This is a genomic window from Paracoccus sp. (in: a-proteobacteria) (assembly GCF_030604785.1).
Taxonomy (GTDB): domain Bacteria; phylum Pseudomonadota; class Alphaproteobacteria; order Rhodobacterales; family Rhodobacteraceae; genus Paracoccus.
The window spans coordinates 1-6,024 of sequence record NZ_JAUVVF010000074.1; the positions used below are offsets into that span (position 1 = coordinate 1).

Genomic DNA, 6,024 nt, shown 5'->3' on the forward strand with positions numbered 1-6,024 from the left:
CCCTGACGACGCGGGCCGAGGCGGCGGGCGACGGTACCTACCGGATCAGCGGGCAGAAGATCTACATCACTTGGGGCGACAGCGACATGAGCTCGAACGTCTGCCATCTGGTGCTGGCGCGGCTGCCCGGTGCGCCCAAGGGGACGCGCGGCATCAGCCTGTTCATGGTGCCGAAATTCCTGCCCGACGATCAGGGCCAGCCGGGCGTTGCCAACAGCCTCAAGGTCGTCAGCCTGGAGCACAAGCTGGGCATTCATGGCAGTCCGACCTGCGTCATGTCCTACGAGAATGCCACCGGCTGGCTGGTGGGCGAGGAAAACAAGGGCATGGCCGCGATGTTCACCATGATGAACTGCGCGCGTCTGGGCGTGGGGATGCAGGGTGTCGGCGTGGCCGAGGCGGCGCTTCAGAAGGCCGTGGCCTATGCCCATGACCGCAACCAGATGGGCCCGATCATCCAGCACCCCGATGTGCGCCGGATGCTGGCCACCGCGCGGGCTGAGGTCTTTGCCGCCCGCGCCATCGGTCTGGCCTGCGCCACCGCCATCGACATGGAGCGCGCGACCGGCGACGCCGATCAGGCCGCCCGCGCGGCTTTCCTGACACCCATCGCCAAGGCCTATGGCACCGATGTCGGCATCCGCGTGGCCGATATGGGTGTGCAGGTCCATGGCGGCATGGGCTATGTCGAGGAAACCGGAGCGGCGCAGTATCTGCGCGATGTGCGGATCACCTCGATCTACGAGGGGACGAACGGCATTCAGGCGATGGATCTGGTCGGCCGCAAGCTGTCGGATGGCGGCGAAGCCGCGATGCGCCTGCTGGACGAGGTGCTGGACGGCGCGAAATCCGCGCAGGCCGCCCATTCCGATCTGGCCCATCAGCTGTGGCAGGCCGCCGAGACCCTGCGCGAGGCGACGCTGACCCTGCTGGAACGTGACCTGCCGGTGCGTTTTGCGGGCGCGGTGCCTTATCTCAATGCCTTTGCGCGGGTGCTGGGCGGGCATTACCACCTGCGTGCCGCCCTCGCCGGGGGGGAATCGCACCGGGCGCTGGCGCGGGTCTTCATGCTGCGCGTCCTGCCGCGCAATGCCGGCGATCTGGCCGAGGCGCTGGCCGGGCTGGACGATCTGACCGGCATCGCAGATGCGGCGCTGGCGGGCGATTTCGCGGCGTGATCCGCAACCCCTTTCCGGCGCCTCCCGAAGAGGGTGCGGCCATCGCGGTCGCGCCCGGCATCCTGTGGATGCGGTTGCCCCTGCCGATGGCGCTGGATCACGTCAATGTCTACGCGCTGGAGGATGCCGGGGGCTGGACCATCGTCGATACCGGCATGGACAGCCGCCGCACACGCGCGATCTGGGAAAGCCTGCTGGCGGGGCCGCTGGCCGGGCGGCCCGTCACGCGGGTCATTGGCACGCATCATCATCCCGACCATATCGGCCTTGCGGGCTGGTTCGTGGCGCGTGGCGCGCAGCTTGCCATGAGCCGCACGGCATGGCTGATGGCGCGGATGCTGGTTCTGGACGAACAGGACCGCCCCACGCCCGAGGCGCTGGATTTCTGGCGCCGCGCCGGGATGCCCTCTGACCTGCTGGCGCGGCGGGCGGGCGAACGGCCCTTCAACTTTGCCGATATCGTGCATCCTCTGCCGCCCGGCTATGCCCGCCTGACCGAGGGGCAGGTGCTGACCATCGGCGCGCGGCGCTGGCGGGTGGCGATGGGGCATGGCCATGCGCCCTGCCATGTGACGCTGTGGTCGCAGGACGATCCGGTCGTGATCGGGGGCGATCAGCTTCTGCCGGGCATCTCGCCCAATCTGGGGGTCTATCCGACCGAGCCCGAGGCCGATCCGGTCGGCGAATGGCTGGAAAGCTGCGAGAGGCTGGCCGGGCTTGCCCGCGACGACCAGCTTGTGCTGCCGGGTCACAAGCTGCCCTTCACGGGTCTGCCCTTCCGGCTGTCGCAGCTGATCCAGAACCACCATGCCGCTTTGGACCGCCTGCGCGTTGCCTTGGCCGAGGCGCCTCGCAGCGCGGTCGGTTGCTTCGACATCCTGTTTCGCCGCGGCATCGGCGAATCGGAGTTCGGGCTGGCCCTGGTCGAGGCGGTGGCGCATCTGAACCATCTGGCCCGCGCCGAAGTGATCCGGCCCGTGGCCGAAAGCGACGGCGCGGTGCTGTGGGGGGCGTGACAGGTCCGTCCTGATGGTCTATCGGAAACCAAACGCTTGCAGGAGGGCAGACATGGCCGATCTCGACAACAAACCCGGCACGACGCAGGGCACGATGGACCTGACCGAACACAAGAAGACCTTTGCCGGGTTCATCAAGGGCGCCACCTGGGTGACGATCCTGTCGCTGGCCGTGCTGATCTTCCTCGCACTCGCGAATTCCTGAGGCGCGGCGTCTCATGAAACGTCGTGCCTTTCTGGCCGCCGCGCTGCCGGCGGGGCTGGCCGCTTGCGGTGTCGAGAATGTCTGGGCGACCGACGAGGAACTGCGCCGCGCGCGCTATGTGTCGGATCAGCCGCCCTCGGTCACGCTGCTGACCGTCATCGGCATCCCGCGCGGCGAGGGCGGGCACTCGGCGCTGATGTTCAATGGCAGCCAGCGCGTGATCTATGATCCGGCGGGAAGCTGGCAGCATCCGCGCATCCCCGAACGCGGCGACGTCCTCTACGGGATCACCGACAATTTCCGGGCGTTCTACATCGATTACCACGCCCGCTCGACCTATTGGGTGGCCGAGGACACGGTGCTGGTCCCGCGCGAGGTCGCCGATCTGGGCATCCGCAGCGCCGAACAGAACGGCCCCGGACGCCGCAGCTTCTGCGCGATCGAATGCGGCCGGGTGCTGCGCCGGGTGCCGGGCTTCGAAGGCGCACCGGTCGCCTTTTCGCCGCTGCGCCTGCGCCGGTGGTTCCTGACGCTGCCCAACGTCCAGACGCGCCGCCATTACGACGGCGATCCGGCGAACAATCACGACGTGCTGATGCGCCAGCAGGACGGCACGATCATCGGCGCGATGGGTCCGGTTCAGGGCAGGATGTAAAGCAGCCCGAACAGCGTCACGCCTCCGGCCAGGATGGCCAGCATGACGTTGCGGGTCAGCACCCCCACCCCAAGGGTCGCCAGGGCGGCGGCCATGCGGGCGGGGTCGGGCTGACCCTCGGTCGCGGCGGGCCAGACGACCAGCGGCGCGACCAGCGCAGGCAGCACCGCGACCGGCGTGTAGCGCAGAAGCCGCAGCACCCAGCCGGCCATCACGCGCCCGCCGAGCGCGCCCAGAAAGGACCAGCGGATCAGATAGGTCCCGATCCCCAGAAGGACGATGACCGCCCAGATTTCCTGATCCGAGGTCATGCGCGGCTCCTTTCGGTCAAGGTCTCGACAAGGGCGCCCGCCGCCATGCCGAGCGGCGCCGCGATCAGCAGCCCCAGCCCCGAGGGCAGCCCAGCCAGCAGCAGCGCCGCCAGCACCGCCACGAAGCAGGCCGCCAGATGCGCCGCCGTCCGCAGCATCGGCGCGATCATCGCGATGAAGGTGATGGGCATGGCGAAATCCAGCGCGATCTCTTCAGGGATGGCCTGGCCGATCGTCGCGCCCAGCCAGCTGCCGATCATCCAAGGCACGCAGAGGACGACCGCCGTTCCCGCAAAATAGGCCAGACGCTGCTGCATCGACAGGCCCGGGTGGCGTTCGTAATGCTGGATGGCCAGCGCATAGGTCTGGTCGATCAGCACATAGGCCAGACCCGCCCGCTGCGCCTTGGTCGCCTTGCCCAGCCATGGCACCAGCGAGGCAGAATACATGGCCATCCGCAGGTTCACCGCCAGCCCCGACAGGATCACGATGATGACCGGCGCATTGTCCGACAGAAGCTGCACGGCGGTGAATTGCGACGCGCCCGCAAGGACCAGCACGGAAAAGCCCATGACCTGCGCCACGTCCATTCCGGCCTCCAGCGCGACCACGCCGAACAGGATCGCAAAGGGCACGATCACGATCAGGAAGGGCAGCGATTGCACGATCCCGTGCCAGAAGGCCTGACGCGGGCTGCGCGCCAGCGCCCGGGCCGAGGCCGCGTCATGGGGGGCCTGCTTGCGCGGCCGTGGTTCGGGAGAAGGGGACATCGTGCTTTCGCCTGTCAGCGTCGTTGCCGAGTTGGTTGCATGACGCGCAAGTCTTGGCAAGCCGGCGGATCAGCCGAAACTGCCGGTCGCCCGCCCCAGCAGCATGAAGGCCCGCCCCGAGCGGCTGTCGCCCAGAACCGCGATCTGCAGATCGTCCAGTTCGGGGACCAGCCGGGCCAGAAGCCCGTCGAAATGGCGCAGGAAATGGTGGGCGGCGTCGCGGAACACCTCGTCGTCGCGCAGCATGGCGGCGGTCGTCTGCAGGGCGTCGGGATCGTCGATCCCGCCAAGGGCGGCGACGGCGCTGCCGCGCTGGCCCTCGGCAAAGCGGCGCCAGACGGCTGCGGGGGCCGGGGCGGGGGGCAGCATGTCCATGTAGATGTCGCGCCCGGCCAGCAGCGTGACCACATCCTGCGCGGCCCGCAGGACGCGCGAATTGTCCTGATCGCGCAGCGCCGCGCGCAGCGCCTCGATCGCGTCGTGATCGTCGGGGCCGTCGGGAAAGTTCAGCGCCCGGATCAGCGTTCCGGCATCGACCGGCTGCGAGGGCGGCGCCTCGAAGCGCATCGCCGCCTGCCGCTGGTCGCCGGTCGGGCGGGGGCGCGGCCGGGGCTGCGCCGATGCGGGTTCGGGCTGTGCTTCGGGTTGCGGTTCGGCCTGCGGCTCGGGTGCGGGCGCGCCGGGCAGGTCGGGCCGCATCGCGTCAAGCTGGCGGCGCAGTTCCGCGGCCTCGGCACGCAGCAGGGCCAGCGCGCGGGCCATCGCGACGCCCATCCAGACCAGCACCAGCGGCAGCACCACCCCGAAGGCCGAGACCAGCCGCGTCACCCCGCCCCTTTGCGCCTCGGCCGGAGGCCCCAGCAGCCAGAACAGCAGAACCAGCAGCAGCCAGACGCCCGACAGCGCAAGGCCCAGTCCGGTCAGCGCGTCGCGGCGCGCAAGGCTGGCAAGTCTGGCGGCTAGGGTCATGCGGATCACTCGTACCGGATGCGAAGGATCTCGTAGCTGCGCTGGCCGCCGGGCGTGGTGACCTCGACGCTGTCGCCCTCGTCCTTGCCGATCAGCGCGCGCGCCAGCGGAGAACGGACGTTCAGCAGGCCGCGCTCGATATCGGCCTCGGCCTCGCCCACGATCTGATAGCTGCGCTCTTCCTCGGTATCCTCGTCGATCAGATCGACGGTGGCGCCGAACTTGACGCTGCCCGACAGTTTCGCGGGATCGAACACCTCGGCGCGCGACAGGATCGATTCCAGTTCCTTGATGCGGCCCTCGATGAAGCCCTGCTTTTCGCGCGCGGCGTGGTATTCGGCGTTCTCGGACAGGTCGCCATGCTCGCGCGCCTCGGCGATGGCACGGATAATGGCGGGACGTTCCTTGGATTTCAGCTCGCCCAGTTCCGCTTCCAGCGTCTGAAAGCCCCGGCGGGTCATCGGTATCTTGTCCATCGCTGCCCTGTCCTTTTGCGGGATGCGCCCCTTGCGGGTTCTGGTGTCAATCGGGCTTCAAGCCAACGCCCCCGCCATCTGGATGGCAGGGGCGCTGACCCGAGTTGCCGTATCGTGACCCCAAATCCCGCGCCAATGCAAGACTGCGCCCGCGCGGGCGCGCCGATTTCGGCCGATTTCGTCCCCGCGTCACGATTGCCCCGCGCGGGCTTGCGTATTACCTGTGGGACGAGCCAGACGCCAAGGGAGGTTGCCAGCACATGACCGACGAAAGCCACATCATCCGCGAGTCGATGGATTATGACGTCGTGATCGTTGGGGCGGGTCCTGCGGGTCTGTCTGCGGCGATCCGTCTGAAGCAGCTTGACGCGGATCTTTCGGTCGTGGTGCTGGAGAAGGGCTCCGAGGTGGGGGCGCATATCCTGTCGGGCGCGGTGCTTGACC

Annotated in this window: 9 protein-coding genes; 5 read left to right on the forward strand and 4 right to left on the reverse strand. The window is 68.6% G+C overall.

Annotation, left to right across the window (positions count from 1 at the left end; translation table 11 throughout):
* From QAR72_RS15390 to QAR72_RS15405, 4 genes are all read left to right on the forward strand, one after another.
* Positions 1 to 1,178: acyl-CoA dehydrogenase (locus QAR72_RS15390; RefSeq protein WP_304618257.1), on the forward strand; the 1,178-nt coding region annotated here is incomplete at its 5' end.
* On the forward strand, positions 1,175 to 2,194 hold the full coding sequence (locus QAR72_RS15395; protein ID WP_304618258.1) for an MBL fold metallo-hydrolase: 1,020 nt from the start codon (positions 1,175 to 1,177) through the stop codon (positions 2,192 to 2,194). The genes QAR72_RS15390 and QAR72_RS15395, both read left to right, overlap by 4 nt.
* A 52-nt stretch (positions 2,195 to 2,246) precedes the next feature.
* On the forward strand, positions 2,247 to 2,399 hold the full coding sequence (locus QAR72_RS15400; protein ID WP_304618259.1) for an aa3-type cytochrome c oxidase subunit IV: 153 nt from the start codon (positions 2,247 to 2,249) through the stop codon (positions 2,397 to 2,399).
* A 13-nt stretch (positions 2,400 to 2,412) separates the two neighbouring features.
* Entirely contained in the window at positions 2,413 to 3,054 is a 642-nt protein-coding gene (locus tag QAR72_RS15405) for a hypothetical protein (RefSeq protein WP_304618260.1), read from the forward strand.
* On the opposite strand, the gene QAR72_RS15410 is transcribed toward QAR72_RS15405, so the two are convergent.
* The 4 genes from QAR72_RS15410 to greA form a co-directional block, all read right to left on the reverse strand.
* Entirely contained in the window at positions 3,039 to 3,365 is a 327-nt protein-coding gene (locus QAR72_RS15410; protein ID WP_304618261.1) for an AzlD domain-containing protein, read from the reverse strand. The genes QAR72_RS15405 and QAR72_RS15410 overlap by 16 nt on opposite strands.
* Positions 3,362 to 4,135 carry an AzlC family ABC transporter permease gene (locus QAR72_RS15415; protein ID WP_304618262.1) on the reverse strand — a complete coding sequence of 258 codons (774 nt, stop codon included), beginning with the start codon at positions 4,133 to 4,135 and terminating at the stop codon, positions 3,362 to 3,364. The genes QAR72_RS15410 and QAR72_RS15415 overlap by 4 nt, the downstream gene beginning before the upstream one ends.
* A 69-nt stretch (positions 4,136 to 4,204) precedes the next feature.
* On the reverse strand, positions 4,205 to 5,104 hold the full coding sequence (locus QAR72_RS15420; protein WP_304618263.1) for a hypothetical protein: 900 nt from the start codon (positions 5,102 to 5,104) through the stop codon (positions 4,205 to 4,207).
* Between the two features lie 5 nt (positions 5,105 to 5,109).
* Positions 5,110 to 5,580 (reverse strand): transcription elongation factor GreA, encoded by a 471-nt coding sequence (gene greA, locus QAR72_RS15425; protein ID WP_304618264.1) that lies wholly within the window; start codon positions 5,578 to 5,580, stop codon positions 5,110 to 5,112.
* Between the two features lie 260 nt (positions 5,581 to 5,840).
* Between greA and QAR72_RS15430 the strand changes: the two genes are divergently transcribed.
* The coding region (locus QAR72_RS15430; RefSeq protein WP_304618265.1) for an FAD-dependent oxidoreductase at positions 5,841 to 6,024 on the forward strand (184 nt) is incomplete at its 3' end.